Source organism: Chitinophaga japonensis, from assembly GCF_007830125.1.
Lineage (GTDB): Bacteria > Bacteroidota > Bacteroidia > Chitinophagales > Chitinophagaceae > Chitinophaga > Chitinophaga japonensis.
In genome coordinates, this window is the sequence record NZ_VLLG01000002.1 from 1,365,146 (window position 1) to 1,380,759 (window position 15,614).

14 protein-coding genes are annotated in these 15,614 nt (G+C 49.4%); 9 read left to right on the forward strand and 5 right to left on the reverse strand.

Annotated features, from left to right (window positions below):
• The first annotated feature begins 29 nt into the window (after positions 1-29).
• From ybeY to LX66_RS05455, 6 genes are all read left to right on the forward strand, one after another.
• Positions 30-455 carry an rRNA maturation RNase YbeY gene (gene ybeY / locus LX66_RS05430; RefSeq protein WP_145710864.1) on the forward strand — a complete coding sequence of 142 codons (426 nt, stop codon included), beginning with the start codon at positions 30-32 and terminating at the stop codon, positions 453-455.
• 1,316 nt (positions 456-1,771) lie between these two features.
• A complete protein-coding gene (gene mnmG / locus LX66_RS05435; RefSeq protein ID WP_145710865.1) occupies positions 1,772-3,640 on the forward strand; it encodes a tRNA uridine-5-carboxymethylaminomethyl(34) synthesis enzyme MnmG in 1,869 nt (622 codons plus the stop codon).
• A 309-nt stretch (positions 3,641-3,949) separates the two neighbouring features.
• Complete coding sequence (locus LX66_RS05440) at positions 3,950-4,501, forward strand: RNA polymerase sigma factor (RefSeq protein ID WP_145710866.1); 552 nt, start codon at positions 3,950-3,952, stop codon at positions 4,499-4,501.
• A gap of 28 nt (positions 4,502-4,529) precedes the next feature.
• Positions 4,530-5,831, forward strand: a complete 1,302-nt coding sequence (locus LX66_RS05445; protein ID WP_145710867.1) for an outer membrane beta-barrel protein — start codon at positions 4,530-4,532, stop codon at positions 5,829-5,831.
• A gap of 48 nt (positions 5,832-5,879) precedes the next feature.
• Positions 5,880-7,031, forward strand: a complete 1,152-nt coding sequence (locus LX66_RS05450; protein ID WP_145710868.1) for a lactonase family protein — start codon at positions 5,880-5,882, stop codon at positions 7,029-7,031.
• Positions 7,032-7,077: 46 nt separating this feature from the next.
• Entirely contained in the window at positions 7,078-7,425 is a 348-nt protein-coding gene (locus tag LX66_RS05455; protein ID WP_211366015.1) for a hypothetical protein, read from the forward strand.
• Here LX66_RS05455 and cls read toward each other — a convergent pair.
• A complete protein-coding gene (gene cls / locus LX66_RS05460) occupies positions 7,420-8,898 on the reverse strand; it encodes a cardiolipin synthase (RefSeq protein WP_145710869.1) in 1,479 nt (492 codons plus the stop codon). The genes LX66_RS05455 and cls overlap by 6 nt on opposite strands.
• Positions 8,899-9,046: 148 nt before the next feature.
• On the opposite strand from cls, the gene LX66_RS05465 reads away from it, so the two are divergent.
• Positions 9,047-10,039 carry a PDDEXK nuclease domain-containing protein gene (locus tag LX66_RS05465; RefSeq protein ID WP_145710870.1) on the forward strand — a complete coding sequence of 331 codons (993 nt, stop codon included), beginning with the start codon at positions 9,047-9,049 and terminating at the stop codon, positions 10,037-10,039.
• A gap of 13 nt (positions 10,040-10,052) precedes the next feature.
• On the opposite strand, the gene LX66_RS05470 is transcribed toward LX66_RS05465, so the two are convergent.
• Positions 10,053-11,033, reverse strand: a complete 981-nt coding sequence (locus LX66_RS05470; RefSeq protein WP_145710871.1) for a carotenoid biosynthesis protein — start codon at positions 11,031-11,033, stop codon at positions 10,053-10,055.
• A gap of 36 nt (positions 11,034-11,069) precedes the next feature.
• Positions 11,070-12,368, reverse strand: coding sequence for an MFS transporter (locus LX66_RS05475; RefSeq protein WP_145710872.1), 1,299 nt, complete (start codon positions 12,366-12,368; stop codon positions 11,070-11,072).
• A 110-nt stretch (positions 12,369-12,478) separates the two neighbouring features.
• Here LX66_RS05475 and rpiA point away from each other — a divergent pair, with 110 nt between their 5' ends.
• The gene (gene rpiA, locus LX66_RS05480; protein ID WP_145710873.1) at positions 12,479-13,162 is read left to right on the forward strand and encodes a ribose-5-phosphate isomerase RpiA; all 684 of its coding nucleotides are present in this window, start codon (positions 12,479-12,481) and stop codon (positions 13,160-13,162) included.
• A 6-nt stretch (positions 13,163-13,168) separates the two neighbouring features.
• On the opposite strand, the gene LX66_RS05485 is transcribed toward rpiA, so the two are convergent.
• On the reverse strand, positions 13,169-13,843 hold the full coding sequence (locus tag LX66_RS05485; RefSeq protein ID WP_145710874.1) for a VOC family protein: 675 nt from the start codon (positions 13,841-13,843) through the stop codon (positions 13,169-13,171).
• Positions 13,844-13,874: 31 nt separating this feature from the next.
• Between LX66_RS05485 and LX66_RS05490 the strand changes: the two genes are divergently transcribed.
• Entirely contained in the window at positions 13,875-14,087 is a 213-nt protein-coding gene (locus LX66_RS05490) for a hypothetical protein (protein ID WP_145710875.1), read from the forward strand.
• 33 nt (positions 14,088-14,120) lie between these two features.
• Here the strand turns inward: LX66_RS05490 and LX66_RS05495 are convergent, their stop codons facing one another.
• Positions 14,121-15,434, reverse strand: a complete 1,314-nt coding sequence (locus tag LX66_RS05495; protein WP_244620302.1) for an ATP-binding protein — start codon at positions 15,432-15,434, stop codon at positions 14,121-14,123.
• Positions 15,435-15,614 lie beyond the last annotated feature (180 nt).

The following is a 15,614-nucleotide window of genomic DNA, read 5'->3' on the forward strand; positions in this document are numbered from 1 at the left end:
TTTACAAAGCAATTTTCAAAGAAGAAATAATGGCCATACATTTTACAGCGCTGGAGGTGAATGTGAAGCTGAAGAACAAAACGAACCTGAAAGCTTTTCTCAAAAAATTATTTGAAAGGGAAGGACAACAATTGCACGGTTTGCAATATGTATTTTGCAGCGACGCCTACCTGCTGGAGATGAACCAGCAATTTTTGCAGCATGACACTTATACGGATATCATCACTTTTGAGTTGAGCGAGGTGGCGGGTACAACAGAAGGAGAAGTGTACATCAGCATAGACCGGGTAAGAGAGAATGCCGGGAAATTTAAAGTAGCGGAAGAGCAGGAACTGCACCGGGTAATTTTCCATGGCGCTCTGCATTTATGCGGATATAAGGATAAAACAAAAAAGGATGCCGCCCTGATGCGCCAGAAAGAAGATGAATGCCTGCAGTCGTATTTTGAAATGTAAGTATCCTGTTCATCCCCTTTTTTTGTTTCCTTGTTTGCAGGCATAATGTTCCACGTGGAACATGTAGCGGAAGTATTAATCTTCTACCTTTTAAAACCTTCCCCGGTAAATCTGCTGCTACTTCTCTTTTGTAATGATTTCTACATTTTCCCGGCCGGGATTACAAAGGGTATTTGATAACCAGTGCTGGCTTTGCTGTTATTTTCTCTCTTTTTATACTCAACGGCATGCTGCCATAGAAGGGGAACGTCCTGTTCAGCAATCGTAAAGATATCTCTATTGGTTTCCGGGCGTCACTGCCTGGCCATGTGGTAGTAGGTAGCTTCATCGAAGCGCACCCGCGGCCGGCGGTAATAGATTGTCGGCTTCGTTGATTCTTTTTTTGGATGCAAAAAGGAGCCGGCAAAATCCTCTTGCGGGTAACATTGAAGAATTCCGTATCTACTTTAGTGAAACTGTTATTCCATTGGAGAGCCTGTTGAGCGATACAAGGCCTTATACTTATTCTGCCATTTAATAGCCTGGTTTCTTAAGTAATGATGGCATTGATTGGAATATATTCAATGCTTTATAAGGCTAATTCATTTCCGGCATCGAAATGACCGGGCGGGGGAGTACTATGTTCTGCTAATGTAAACAGTTGCTTGCAATGGTAAATAAGATTCAGCATACTTATGGCAACAGGATTACCTGGCAGGCTTAGCGTGGTTTGACATTGGTTTAAGTAATAGCTTGTAGTTAGCTAAGCTATAGATAACCTATATCTTTTGGTATTAGGTTATCTATAGCTCATATATAGCGTATATATAGGTTACATATAGGTTATCTCAAGAAATGTCTCGTCCTTAATATAGAGCCTGCTCTCTGAAGCGCTTTCTATTGGTAGGTAAATGCCCTTCGTTTATGGTGCATGATAGTGGGGCTGAACGATAGCTGGTTTCTGAATACATTTTTTCGCATGCAGGAAGTATACAGGTATTTCCCGCACTAAACCACCAACACGGATCATATTGGGGTAGATACCCTGCATTCAAGTGGTTATTCCCTTATGTAATGGAACATGTGAAGAAAGGCATGGTTTTCTACTCTTTCAACCCCAGGGTATAGCATTGGAGGAGAGGAGGGGATATCTATGTGGGGAAACTTAAACCCGGTGCATACCCTTATATGGACAAGGCCATATCCTCAAACAGCAGTTACAGGGAATATAGAAATAAGTTATTGCCCCCATGTTCCACGTGGAACATAGAAATAAATACCCCCGCCATCTCCCTGCTTATATGTAATTTTGCAGTTCTTTAGATATAAATTAAGGTATGTTTCCTTCTTATGACGTAATTGTAGTGGGCGCCGGACATGCAGGTTGTGAAGCTGCAGCGGCTGCTGCCAACATGGGCTCCCGGGTGTTGCTGGTGACCATGAACATGCAAACTATTGCCCAGATGAGCTGTAACCCTGCCATGGGAGGTATTGCCAAAGGGCAGATTGTGCGTGAAATAGATGCCCTGGGTGGATACTCCGGTATCATTACAGACCAGTCCATGATCCAGTTCCGGATGCTCAACCGTTCAAAGGGCCCCGCCATGTGGAGCCCCCGGGCGCAAAATGACCGGATGTTATTTGCTGCCAAATGGAGGGAAGCACTGGAACAAACACCTAATGTGGACTTTTACCAGGACATGGTAAAGGGCCTGCTGGTAAAAGACGGACATTGTTATGGGGTAGTGACCGGCCTGGGGCATGAAATAAAATCCAAAGCTGTGGTGCTGACCAATGGCACTTTCCTGAATGGGGTGATGCATATCGGGGACAAACAGTTTGGCGGTGGCCGGGTAGCGGAAAGAGCTGCTACCGGTATTACCGAACAACTGGTAACCCTGGGCTTTGAAAGCGACCGCCTGAAAACAGGTACCCCTCCCCGTATTGATGGCCGCAGCCTGGACTACAGTAAAATGGAAGAGCAGAAAGGGGATGAAGAGATCACCGGCTTCTCCTATATGGAAGTGGAGAAGATTACCCCCTCCCAACAGAGAAGTTGCTGGATCACCTACACCCATGGAGAGGTACATGAGGCCCTCAAAACAGGTTTCGACCGCTCACCTATGTTCCAGGGAAGGATACAGGGAGTAGGCCCGCGGTACTGTCCCAGCATTGAAGACAAGATCAACCGCTTTGCAGAAAGGGAAAGGCACCAGCTCTTTGTAGAACCGGAGGGTTGGAACACGGTGGAGATATATGTGAATGGGTTTTCTACCTCCCTGCCGGAAGATGTACAATACAAGGCCCTGCAGATGGTACCCGGTTTTGAAAACTGCCGGATGTTCCGCCCGGGCTATGCCATAGAGTATGATTACTTTCCACCTACCCAACTGCAGTTCTCCCTGGAAACAAAGCAGGTACAAAACCTGTTCTTTGCCGGGCAGATAAATGGCACCACCGGTTATGAGGAGGCTGCCTGCCAGGGATTGATAGCAGGTATGAACGCACATCTCAAAGCAAATGGTCAGCCGCCTTTTGTATTGAAAAGGAGCGAGGCCTACATCGGGGTACTGATAGATGACCTGATCAATAAGGGAACCGAGGAACCATACCGCATGTTCACCTCCCGGGCAGAGTTTCGTACCCTGCTGCGCCAGGATAATGCAGACCTCCGCCTCACGGAAAAAAGTTACCGGCTGGGGCTGGCATCGCAGGAGCGGATGGAAAAAGTACAGGCCAAACAGGAAGGGGTGGCAAAGGTGAAGGCCATCCTGAAAGAACTGCCCCTGGACCCGGAGGATATTAATCACCTGCTGGAGGAAAAAAATTCTGCCCCCCTTACCCAGCGCCAGCGTGCCTGGCAAATACTGTTGCGCCCGTCCCTGGACTTGTGGTCTATGAAAAACAAGGTACAGAAAGTAGCACAGGCCCTGCAGGAATTTTCAAGAGAAGTATTGGAACAGGCAGAGATCCAGATCAAGTATGAAGTATATATAGAAAAGGAAAATGAGCTGGTCAAAAAAATGAGCCAGTTGGAAGACCTGGTAATACCCGATGCTTTTGACTACAGCAAACTGGTTTCCCTGAGTTCCGAGGCCCGGCAGAAATTTAATAAAATTCGTCCCCGCACCCTGGGACAAGCGAGCCGGATCAGCGGAGTGAACCCCAGTGATGTGCAGATTTTGATGGTTTACATGGGCAGATAAGTAATAATTTGATTTTCAGTGATTTAGTTCAGAAAAAAACGACTTCATTAGCTGCTTTTATTTAAACGATCTTAAGAAAAGCGGGACATAGTTCCAACGAAGGAGGTAAATGCGGAAAACGGGCTTTAAAATGCGTTTTCCGGACTTTGTCTCCTTTTTTCATAAAAAGTGGGGACAAAAGCAACGGTTTCCTATTAAGCTTCGTAAATAATATACCTGGATATGATAAAACAGGCATACATTTATACCTGTGAACAATGAAGGTGTCCCGTTGAGTGGGTACAAGGAAAAACAGGTAACAGTTATTTCGTGCACGAACTGAATGACATTATTGAAGGCTGCCGGCAATGGAACCGGAACAGCCAGGAATTATTGTACCGGCAATTCTATGGATATGCCATGAGTATTGCTTTGCGTTATGCACAGAATAAGGAAGAGGCTGTAGAAATTTTAAATGATGGATTTCTGAAAATATTTCAACACATCAAAGAATTTGATACGAATCGTCCCTTCAAGAGCTGGCTGGCCAAAATAGTGGTGAACACAGCCATCGATCATTTGCGCAGTAAAAAGAAGATCTCCTTTACCGAAGATATTACGCAGGTGTATGACCTGGGGGTGGACGATACTGCCCTGGACAAGCTCTCGTATGAAGAACTGCTGGTACTGGTACAAACCCTGCCGCCGGCTTACCGCACCGTGTTCAACCTTTACATCATGGAAGGATTTCAGCACCAGGAAATAGCCGAACGTTTAGGGATATCCGAAGGAACATCTAAATCCAATTTATTCAAGGCAAAAAAAATATTGAAAGAAAAAATAGAGAAAGCCATTAGTTATAATAATACGCTAAAAACATAAAGGCCTTTTCATAAAGGTCTCAACAAAAATGAGTGACGCGTTTGATAAAAAGTTACGTGAGAAATTAAGCGAAGGAGAGGTGCCATTTGATCCGGATGCCTGGAAAAAAATGGAAAAGAAACTCGATGCGCTTAATGATGACGGCCCCTCCAGGAAGCCTTTCTGGTGGTGGCTGGCGCCGCTGTTGCTTTTATTAATAGGTACCGGTGCTTTTATGTGGTGGCGTCATACAGATCAACCGGGCAAACAACCTCCGGCCAGCGCTGAAGTGCCCGCCGCTGCTGACCCGGCAACGGTGGCCCCTGCAAAGGAAACACAGCCGCCGGTTACACGTGCTACACCTGCCGCACCCGCCGGTGAGCCCGCCCCAACAGTAAGTTCACCGTCAGCAGCCAAAACAGGTGCCGGTCAGCCTGTAACTCCTGCAGTACCCTCCCGGCCAGGCGAACAGGAGGTGGCTAATCCCGCTGTTGCAACCGGTAAACAAGCCCAGGCCCTGCAGCCGCCGGCAACAGGGACCCTCGTCCACCGGCAACAGCCACCTAACGTTACCGGGCCAACGACGGTTCCCGCAGCAAATAACATGCTGCACCTGTTATCCACATTGTATGCCGGGAATACCCCGGTGGCGGCAGACCTGCATGCCGTTCCCCGGGTATTATTAAAGGAAATAAAACCATTGCCGGAAGAAAACGGGCAGCAGAACAGGAAAGATCAGGTGCCTTCCCGCAAAGGATTCAGTGTAGGACTCATGCTGGGGCCTGTTTTTAACGTAGCGCCTTCTCTGCAATACGGGCGTATTGGCGTAGATGCAGGTATCCTGCTGAGCTATCATGTGAATAACCGCTGGTCTTTTTCCACCGGCGCCGTGTACAGCATGAAACCTTACGGGGGCACCCCCGGCGATTATGGCGTAACAAAGGACTGGCTGCCGCCTTATGATCCTGCCCATACTGTCAGGCAAATAGACGCCAATTGTAATGTGCTGGACATACCGCTGAACATTAATTATACTTTCATGGACCGGCCCAATTATGCGCTCAGTGCTACAGCCGGCATATCCAGCTACTTTATGCTGAAGGAAAAGTATACTTATAAGTACCAGGGTGTTTATGATAAGGGCTATGAGCTTCGCAACCAGAACAAGCATTATTTCTCCGTGCTCAACCTGGCATTTACTTACCAGTTCCCGCTTAGCAGGCATTCCTCACTGGGCATCCAGCCTTTTGTAAAAGTGCCGCTAAAAGAAGTTGGCTACGGCCAGGTGAAATTGTATTCCACCGGGGTAACAATACAGATGAATTTAAATATGCGGAGGAAGAACCGGTAGGCCCGCTGCCGTTTTTTTTCGTACATTGGTATAGAAACGTTATGAGCTATGCCAAAACTATTCCTTACCGTATGTGCCTGGCTGCTGCCGGGATTACTCCTTGCACAGGATACTACCGCCGGACAGGAAGCAGATCAATATCTGCTGGTTGGCACCTATACCAAAAAAACAAGTGAGGGTATCTATGTATATACCTTTAATACCCAAACCGGCGCGGTAAAACATGTGAGCACCGCTACCGGTGTGGATAATCCCTCTTACCTGGCAATTGCCCCGGATCAGCAGCATGTGTATAGCGTGAATGAAACCGGGACGGAAAGAACCGGTGGCGTAAGTGCTTTCCTGCTGGATCATGCCAGCGGGCAATTGCAGCTATTGAACAAGCAGCCGGCCGGGGGAGAAGGGCCCTGCTATATTAATACAGACCAGGATGGCCGCCATGTGCTGGTAGGCAACTATGCCAGCGGCAGCCTGTCAGTGCTCCCCGTGCAGGCAGACGGGAAAGTGGGCCCGCCCCTGCAAACTATCCAGCACACCGGCTCCAGTGTGAACAAGAACCGGCAGGAAAAGCCGCATGTGCATTGCGTGGAGTTTTCACCCGACTACCGGTTCCTGTATGTGCCGGACCTGGGTATTGATAAAGTAGGCATCTATCAATACACGCCGGAGCCGCCGCTTATGCTGCAGGAAGCAAATCCTTCATATGTGGGACTACCGCCGGGATCGGGCCCGCGGCATATTACTTTTCATCCCAACGGGAAGTGGGCCTACCTCATACATGAGCTGGATGGAAAAGTGAGCGCTTACCGCTACGATACCGGCCGTCTTACGCCGGTGCAAACAGTTTCCACGCTGCCGGCAGGCTTTAAGGGCGTAATATCCGGGGCCGATATCCATGTATCGCCGGACGGTAAATTTCTCTACGCTTCCAACCGGGGCAGCCTGAATAACATTGTGTATTATGCCATTCATCCTAATAGTGGGAAGCTGCAGCGTAAAGGGCAGCAATCCACCGGGGGAAAAACGCCCCGTAATTTTATGATAGACCCCTCCGGCCATTTTCTGCTGGCCGCCAACCAGGACACGGATAATATTGTTGTATTTAAACGGAACACTGTTACCGGCGCCCTGAAGCCAACCGGGGAAGAGATCAAAGTATCGATGCCCGTGTGTTTGAAGATGGTGCCGGTGCAGCAATAAGAGGATTTGTGGCATAGCTTTTTCAGTATCATTTAAAAGTACTGGTATGAAAAACAAAAAGAACAAGCCGGACAAACCTCAGCCACCCAAAATGGATGAACAGGAACAGAAGCGGGATAAAACCTTTCCGGGCTATCCTACCTATCCCCCAAAAGAAGACATTATGAACCGGGGGGAACAGGAAGACCTGGATGTGGAAAACATGACCCGCTCCGCGCGGTTGAATAATGAAATGAAGCGGCGGGAAAATGAGCCGGATGAGCAGGAAGGCCTGGACGTGCCCGGTGCAGAGCTGGACGACCGGCAGGAATCCATTGGAGAAGAAGATGAGGAGAATAATTTCTACAGCCTGGGTGGAGAACGCCATGAGGACCTGGAAGAAGATCCCTCATAGCAATGGAGTGAGCAAACGGCACAAAGCATCTACGAACTTTTCCGGCAAGGAACGGTTTCTCCAGGAGCGGCGCGTAATGAACGTGGCGTCTTCCAGGTCTTTTTCAAAAGCGCCGTTCAGCGCTTTTACAACGGAGCGGTCATACATGATAATAGCGATCTCGAAGTTCAGGTAAAAACTCCGGTTGTCGAGGTTTACGGTGCCTACAATAGCCAGGTTGTCGTCAATGATCATGGTTTTGGCGTGGATGAATCCTTTCTGGTAGAAATATACTTTCACGCCTGCATCCAGCATCGATTTAATAAAGGATTGCGCGGCATGCTGCACAAAATAGGAATCGCCGCGCATGGGCAGCAGCAACTCCACATCTTTACCCGCCAGGGCCGCCATTTGCAGGGCGGAGAGCAACTGGTCATTCGGAATAAAATAGGGATTGCAGATACGGATACGGCGGCGCGCCAGGTTGATGGCCATGAGTATGGTCTGCATGGCCATCGGCCATTGAGAGTCCGGCCCGCTGGCTACAATATCGGTAAAGCATTCCGCAGTAAACTCCGCCCGCCGGAAATAAGGATAGGCAAAGGGAAATGTTTTTTTACTGCAATAGCGGTAGCTCATCATGAACTGGAGCTGTAGCTGGTTTACCACATCGCCTTCCAGCATCAGGTGGGTGTCCCGCCAGAACACCTCATTTTGCCCGTTATTCAGGTAACGTTCATCCATATTGATGCCGCCGGTAAAGCCGGTTTTACCGTCCACTACAATGATCTTGCGGTGATTGCGGTAGTTGGCGTTGAGATAAAAATCCACTAGTACCGGTGAAAAGGCGTACACCTCTGCGCCGTATTGCTCCAGGCGTTTGGTGATCCTGCCCATATGATCACAGCCGAGATCGTCGTAAATAAAACGTACTTCCACACCCGCCTGCAGTTTTTCAATGAGTATATCCACTACCGCGTTGCCAATACTGTCTACCGCGAAAATGTAGTATTCTATGTGGATGTGATGGGTGGCCTCCCGCAGGGCCTGCATAACGGCGGGGAACTTCTCCTCACCATTCAGCAGCAGCTTTACCCGGTTATTTTTGGTAAGCAGGGAGTGCATGGTATTCAGCAGCATGGCGGATATTTCCTGCTTGCTGGCCACGAGGTGGCGCAGCTCTACCTGCATTTGCTCAATTTCCGGGCGTTTGTTTTCCCAGTAGCGCAGCATCAGCGTTTCATCCTTGGAGCCTTTGAGGGTAAAGCGTTTTCTTTTGCGCAGGTCCCGTCCCAGGTAGTAATATACGATCAGCCCTACGATCGGGAGGAACACCAGTAGCATAATATAGGCCATGGCCTTGATGGGGTTGCGGTTTTCCAGCAGGATGGTGCCCACTATACCTATAAAGGAAAGTGATACCAGTACGTAGCTGATTATTTTTATGACCAGGTGCCAGTTGGTTTCCGATAGTAAATTGAGGATGGTAAACACGGATTGACAGGAATTATGTGGATAAAGATAAAGTTTATCTCAATTGCGCACACACTGTGTGCGCAATTGGAAAAGGAACGAGAAAAGGCCCAACAAAAATTTTTCCGGGATAGTTATTTATCTTATTTTACTAAAAAATTTAGCATTCATGATTGTTACCCAACACCTGCTTACAGAGATCAAAGCCATTATTACCCAGGCAAAAGAAAAGGCCATCCGGGCCGTAGATCATGAAAGAGTGCTGATGTACTGGCATATCGGCAAAAGAATTTTTGAGGAAGAGCAACAGGGGAAAGACCGTGCTGACTATGGGGAATACTTGATCAAATACCTGGCGGAACAATTGCAGCCGGAATTTGGAAATGGATTTTCAAGGCGGCAGCTTGCATTTTTTCGTCAATTTTATCGGGCTTTCCCAATTGTGAACACACTGTGTTCACAATTGGGATGGAGTCACTATAAACTATTAATGCGCATTGATAATCAACATAAAAAGGACTTTTTCATTGCCGAAACCATCAAAAATAACTGGACAGTTCGCCAACTCGAACGGCAGATCCACAGCCAGCTATACGAACGGCTGTTATTAAGCAACGATAAAGAAAGCGTACTGGCCGCAGCCAGGGGAGAGCAGCAACCTGTAGATGCAAAAACCATCATCAAGGACCCGCTGGTGCTGGAATTCCTGGGATTAAAAAGAGAAGCCGCTTATTATGAGAAGGACCTGGAAGGGGCCATTATCAGCAACCTGCAGGATTTTTTGCTGGAGTTGGGCAATGGTTTTGCGTTCATAGCACGGCAGAAACGCATACACCTGGAAGGCGATGATTTCTTCGTAGACCTGGTTTGTTACAACCGTCTGCTGCAATGTTTTGTGCTGTTTGAAATAAAGACCGGCAAGCTCACCCACCAGGACCTGGGCCAACTGCAGATGTATGTGCATTATTTTGACAGGATGGAAAAGCAGGCGCATGAAAATCCTACGATTGGTGTTTTGCTGTGCGCGGAAAAAAACAATGCGGTGGTAAAGTTCACGCTGCCGGAAAACAACAAACATATTGTTGCCAGCAAATATCAGTTGTACATGCCTACGGAAGAGCAACTGATAGCGGCTATGGAAAAAGAGATGGAACGGTTTTAACAGCCGGCAGCGGTCAGGTGCCGGCCACCTCCATGACCGGCGCCGCTGATCGTTTTAATTGTATCCATAGCAGCCAGTGTATGAAAGCGCCCAGCAGCAGGTTGGCCACCGCACACACCGTCATCCAGGCATTCTCCCTGTAAAAGCCCGCAATAAAGAACCAACTGAAAAAATACAGGTGGAACCAGGTAGGCACCAGCCAGGTTACCAGTGGTAATGCTGCATTGGATGCAGAAGTTATTTTTCGTTTAGTGAATCCCGTTATAGCCATGAAGGTGAACAATAGCAGCAGGGCCACCAGGCGGTGCGCGGTAGTAATACCAAATTGCTTCAGCCAGTCTGCAATCGTAAAAAGCGACAGCCACAGCGCAGCCTGGGACACCAGGATGGATATCAGGGGAGTGGCCATGCGCCATAAAGTACGGACCGGCGGTTTGCGGATACTTATTTTTTCCAGCAAGCGGGCAAAGAGTGAGTAGTAAAACACCACGCAAAGCCATCCGTAAAAGTTGCCATACGGAATACCAAACCATTGCGAAGTAAGCACATTGTATTGAGGTCCGCGGGATTCCCAGTCCCAATGCCACATGTGCAGGCGGTAGGCCACCACATCCATGCTAAGGTCGATATTCACGGCCAGCAGCGCATCCAGGGCCGCCGCTGCCCACACAGGCATGCCCAGCGCATCGGTAACCAGTCGGGCCGTATAAATGATAATGGCCCAGCCCGTGCCTATGCAAAGGGGGATATTGCGGGGAGCGCTGCCCAGCATGACGCCGAACTGTCCGTAACGGTAGCCAACATTAGCGGCCACGTTCACATACTCCAGCAGCAGGCCAAAACCCAGGCCGCCCAGCAGGTACATTATGCTTCCCGTCCCTTTTTTATACGCATGCACACAGCAAAGTATAAAAAGCAAATACATACAGGCCTCTGTGAGCGGGTAACAGATACCAGGTGGATGATCATATGGTATACCGGGATAAGGCAGCATGGCAGTATAGTTTAGCTGGTAGTGAAATTACGGCATTCAGGCTTCCCGGTCAATATAGGAAGTACGCCGTGTATCGCGTATCACCACATACACAATAAGCGATATGAAAATACAAAACGTGATATACCAGTAATACCAGGACTCGTGGCCCATATGCTTGAAGTGGAGCGCAATATATTCCGCTGTGCCGCCAAACAGCGCCACCGTCAGCGCATAGGGCAGTCCTACGCCCAGCGCCCTTACTTCCGCCGGAAACAGTTCTGCCTTGACCACTGCATTAATAGCCGTATACCCGCTTACGATCAGCAGGGCAAACAGGATCAGCAGGAAAGCCGTAAGGGCGGAGCCGGTATGGCTCAGCGCCGTCAGGATGGGAACGGTAAACAGGGTACCCATGATCCCGAAGCCGATCAGCAGGGGTTTGCGCCCGTACCGGTCGGATATCCAGCCAAACAAGGGCTGCAGGCAGGCATAGATCAGCATCAGCGTAAAAATGATCAGGGTGGATTGTTCCCTGGTAAGGTGCACGGTATTCACCAGGAACTTCTGCATGTAGGTAGTGTAGGTGTAAAAGGCCAGGGTGCCGCCCAGCGTAAGGCCTATCACGGTCAGCACCGCCCGGGGATGCTTCCTGACCAGCAGGGAGAGGGAGCCGCGTTCCGGCTTTTCCCCTGCCAGGTTTACAGACTCTTCCATATTGCGGCGGATGAAGAGCACCACCAGCGCCAGCAGCGCGCCTATAAAGAACGGGATACGCCAGCCCCAGGCGCTCAATTGGGCAGGCGTAAGAAATACTTTTTGCAGCAGCAACTGGATACCCAGGGCAATGAGCTGCCCGCCGATAAGGGTGACATATTGAAAGCTCGAAAAGAATCCCCGTTTTTCCGGTGTCGCTATCTCGCTCAGGTAAGTGGCGGATGTGCCGTATTCCCCGCCAACGCTCAGCCCCTGTAGCAGGCGGGCCAACAGCAGCAGCGTGGGCGAGAGCAGCCCGATGGTATGGTAACCGGGTGTGAGCGCGATCATCAGGGAGCCCATGGACATTAACAGCACCGATAAGGTCATGGCTACTTTACGGCCCCTGCGGTCGGCAATACGGCCGAACAGCCAGCCCCCAATGGGCCGCATTAAAAAGCCCACGGCAAAAATGGCGGCCGTGTTCATCAGTTGTACCGTAGCATTGCCTTCCGGAAAGAAAGCGGGCGCAAAATACAGGGTGAAAGCGGAGTAGGCGTACCAATCGTACCATTCTACAAGATTGCCCGCAGAGCCGGTAACGATGGCCTTCAGGCGGGAGGTGGTGGTATGTAACGGAAGCTTGGTGGAATCTGCCATAGGTTGTAATTGAACGCACAGGATGAACGGTCAAAAATAAACGCTTTTTGGAGAAATCAGGATAGATGTGCAGCGTTCTTGTATCTTCGTGGCATTATTCAAATATGACTATGCAGGATCCCATTGTAATTGCCAAAAAAGCAGCCGGCGAAAAGGCGGCCGAATTGATCCGGCCGGGAATGGTGGTAGGCCTGGGAACAGGATCTACCGCTTACTGGGCCATCCAGAAAATAGGCGCCATGGTGAAGCAGGGACTGGAGATACGGGCCATTGCCACCTCCGAAGCTTCTGCCCGCCTGGCGGAGGAACTGCACATCCCGCTCACTACCTTTGCGGAAACGCAACAACTGGATATGGATATAGATGGAGCAGACGAGATCAGTGAGCAACTGGATGTGATCAAAGGCGGCGGCGGCGCTTTACTGCGCGAAAAAATAGTGGCCTTTCACAGCCGGCAACTGATCATTATTGCGGACCAGCATAAATATGTACCGGTGTTGGGCGGTTATCCCCTGCCGATAGAAGTGATCCCCTTTGGCTGGGAGGTTACTTATAACCGGCTGCAGCAACTGGGCTGCAAACCCCTGCTGCGCAAAAAGCAGGAAGAGATATTTATAACGGATAACGGGAATTATATTATTGATTGCGCATTTGGCACCATTAAAGACCCGGCGGAGACCAATGCCGCCCTGCACCATATTCCGGGAGTGGTGGAGACAGGATTGTTTGTGCAGATGGCACATACCGTAGTGCTGGGATATGAGGATGGCAGCACACAGGTATTGCAGCGATAAACATGGTCAGACAAACCGGAACGTATAGCGGTTGCTGTTATACTGAAACGGCCGCCCTTCCTGCTGTATATCGAGACCAAGCGGCAGAAAGCTGTTAGGGTGCTCCGTGGGGAACCAGTGCCGTCCTTCCGTTACGACGATCAGTAAACCCTCTTCATCGCCAACGGCCTTGAACTGTTCCCCGTAATCTTTCCACACCGGTGCATGCGTATAGGATTGCATGGTGCTGATAAAAGCGCCGGTATCTTCCACGGGCACACCCACTTCACTCACGTTTAAAACATGACGCGCGCTAAAGGTATTGGCATCCGTTGGTACAGCCAGGTTGTAGCGGGCAATAAATTCCAGTATGTTTTGCTCTGCGTCATAAAAATAAACGGATTGGGCATTCCAGTTCGGGAAGTCCACCACCGGCTGACCATCTTTGAGGATCAGGGATACGCTTTGCGCCTCCAGGAATGGCACTACTGCCGGCAGCAGGGTGGGGGTGATGTTGAATGCCAGGTGATAGGGCGTATCTTTCAGCTCGCCGGTTTGTATAAACTCCAGCAGTGTTTGACCCGCCTGTACGGTGAATGCTTTTTCGTGGATCTCCGTTAACGGCAGGCCCAGTTGCTGGGTATAAAAGGCTTTTTGTGCGCCGGCGTTGTTGCAAAGCAACTGTACTTTTTTTATACGCATGGTGTTGGGAGTGAGTACTGTAAATTAATGAATGCAGAGAATAAGACCTATATTCTACGCAAAAGGTGCGGAGAATGTATCTTCATCTATTGAAAATCTGTTGCAAAAGCTGTGTCGTCATTCCCATGTGACGACCACCATCGGTTATCAGCAAAACTTTATCCACAAGGATGCCGATGACGCCCTGGATGCGGTGATTAATAACAAAGCCAAGCCGAAGGAACAGCCGGAGCCACAGTTGTAGTTTTACTTTTCATGGCGAAGCGCCGCAGGGAAATTACTTCATTTGGTGTAGTTCATCCATCATATCAATCAATGGCAAAACCGTCACGCCGTAGGAGGACGGAAAACGTTCTTTGCCGGGATAGATAATGAAACGTTTCGTTGCTCCGATATCGTCGCATCCTAAGTGAAATCCCTTTGATACAGTTGGAGCCAGGGAACGCTTAATTTCGATGGCGTATTTTTCTTTCGGGCTTTTTTCCAGGACAAGATCGATTTCCGCCCCTGCCGATGTGCGGTAAAACCACGACGTTACGCCCAGGGGCAAACAGGATAATAAATTTTCGATGACAAATCCCTCCCAACTTGCGCCTATGACGGGATGTCCCAGAACATCATCGAGCGTCGTCAAATTCAACAAAGCATGGGTAAGGCCGCTATCGCGGATATATACTTTTGGCGAACGGACAAGCCGTTTTCCGATATTACCAGACCATGGACGCAAGGTGCGGATCAGTAATAAATCTTCCAACAATTCAATATAGCGCTTGGCGGTCGTAGCGGCAATTCCCAAATTTGCGCCCATTTGAGCGACATTGAGTTGCGCGCCCTGACTGTGCGCCAGCATCGTCCATAGCAGCCTCAACCCATTGGCTGGAATGCGGGCCCCGAATTGTGGAACATCCCGCTCTAAGTAAGTGCTGATGAAATTCATGCGCCAGCGCAAACTGGCTTCATCGCTTTTCGCCAAAAAACTATCGGGAAAACCGCCCCGTAGCCATAATTGATCCTGGGTAGCCCCTTCGACCTGGCTGATTTCGGAAACAGTCAGGCCGGATAATTCCTTATAGGTGATGCGCCCAGCCAAGGATTCGGATGATTGCTTCAAAAGATCGAGCGAAGCGGAGCCAAGGATAAGGAACTGACCCGTTCGGAAGCCTTCGCGGCGTTGCCGGTCAATTACGCCGCGCAAGATTTGGAACAGTTCGGGAACGCGCTGAATTTCATCCAGGATAATCAGGTTTCCTTTGTGCAGTTCGAAATAACCCTCCGGCTCTTTCAGCCTGGCCTGATCGGAAGGGCTTTCCAGGTCGAGGTAAATCAGTTCCGGCTTAAAAGCATTTGCGATGGTTTCGGCCAAAGTGGTTTTTCCCACCTGGCGCGGCCCTAATACACCAACAGCAGGAAATTCTTCCAGCAGTTGCAAGATTTCAGCTTCAGCATTACGTTTAATCATCCTTGCAATTATAGCACAAAACGCTCGAATTGCAAGGAAAAGCGCCTCCAAATCCAATAATATTATAGAAACAGGGAAAGCGCTGCGGCAGCGCCATTCCTCTTTCCCTATCCCGGCGGTGGTTTCAAACAAGTACCATCCTGAATAAAAAAGGTTATGCTCCCGATGTAATCGAGCGACAACTGGCCCATGAGGGAAACGACAAGGTTTGTGCGGCCTACAACCGCGCCGAATATCTGCCAATATGTTGGATGCTATGAGAGAAGGAAAAAAAATGCTGTCGGGAAAATTCAGAAAAGCAGGATAAGCTCA

Excerpts from the sequence above, each read along its gene's own strand:
- ybeY (WP_145710864.1), top strand. The coding sequence starts at position 30 with ATGGCCATACATTTTACAGCGCTGGAGGTGAATGTGAAGCTGAAGAAC.
- mnmG (WP_145710865.1), top strand. The coding sequence starts at position 1,772 with ATGTTTCCTTCTTATGACGTAATTGTAGTGGGCGCCGGACATGCAGGT.
- LX66_RS05445 (WP_145710867.1), top strand. The coding sequence starts at position 4,530 with ATGAGTGACGCGTTTGATAAAAAGTTACGTGAGAAATTAAGCGAAGGA.
- LX66_RS05450 (WP_145710868.1), top strand. The coding sequence starts at position 5,880 with ATGCCAAAACTATTCCTTACCGTATGTGCCTGGCTGCTGCCGGGATTA.
- LX66_RS05455 (WP_211366015.1), top strand. The coding sequence starts at position 7,078 with ATGAAAAACAAAAAGAACAAGCCGGACAAACCTCAGCCACCCAAAATG.
- LX66_RS05465 (WP_145710870.1), top strand. The coding sequence starts at position 9,047 with ATGATTGTTACCCAACACCTGCTTACAGAGATCAAAGCCATTATTACC.
- LX66_RS05470 (WP_145710871.1), bottom strand. The coding sequence starts at position 11,033 with ATGCTGCCTTATCCCGGTATACCATATGATCATCCACCTGGTATCTGT.
- LX66_RS05475 (WP_145710872.1), bottom strand. The coding sequence starts at position 12,368 with ATGGCAGATTCCACCAAGCTTCCGTTACATACCACCACCTCCCGCCTG.
- rpiA (WP_145710873.1), top strand. The coding sequence starts at position 12,479 with ATGCAGGATCCCATTGTAATTGCCAAAAAAGCAGCCGGCGAAAAGGCG.
- LX66_RS05485 (WP_145710874.1), bottom strand. The coding sequence starts at position 13,843 with ATGCGTATAAAAAAAGTACAGTTGCTTTGCAACAACGCCGGCGCACAA.
- LX66_RS05490 (WP_145710875.1), top strand. The coding sequence starts at position 13,875 with ATGCAGAGAATAAGACCTATATTCTACGCAAAAGGTGCGGAGAATGTA.